Annotated in this window: 1 pseudogene; it reads right to left on the bottom strand. The window is 72.2% G+C overall.

Annotation, left to right across the window (positions count from 1 at the left end):
- A pseudogene (locus DBV10_RS22625) lies at positions 1 to 291 on the bottom strand (hypothetical protein); the annotation flags it as partial.

The raw sequence follows: 291 nt of genomic DNA, 5'->3' as shown, positions 1-291 counted from the left end.
TTCGCGGATCACGCCGGTGGCGATCAGGTTCTCGCGGCTGTCGTAGCGGATGCTGATGATTTCGTTGGGCTGCTCCTGCAGGCGCGTGAAGCTGGTGTGCGAGACGACCGAGGTCTCGCGCTGGCCATGGGCCGTGCCCAGCTTGGCCGACGGCATGGGAGCGGCCTTGGCCACGCTGTCGGCGGACAGCGAGCGGGCGGAGGACTCGGCTTCGGCCGATGGGGCGGGGGCCGCCGGTGCGGCGGCTGCGGGCGATGGCGGTGCGACAGGTTCCTCGCGCAGGCGGCCCAG

The sequence above is a fragment of the Acidovorax sp. FJL06 genome (assembly GCF_003852545.1).
Taxonomy (GTDB): Bacteria; Pseudomonadota; Gammaproteobacteria; order Burkholderiales; family Burkholderiaceae_C; genus Acidovorax.
This window is presented reverse-complemented; position numbering and strand designations above follow the sequence as displayed.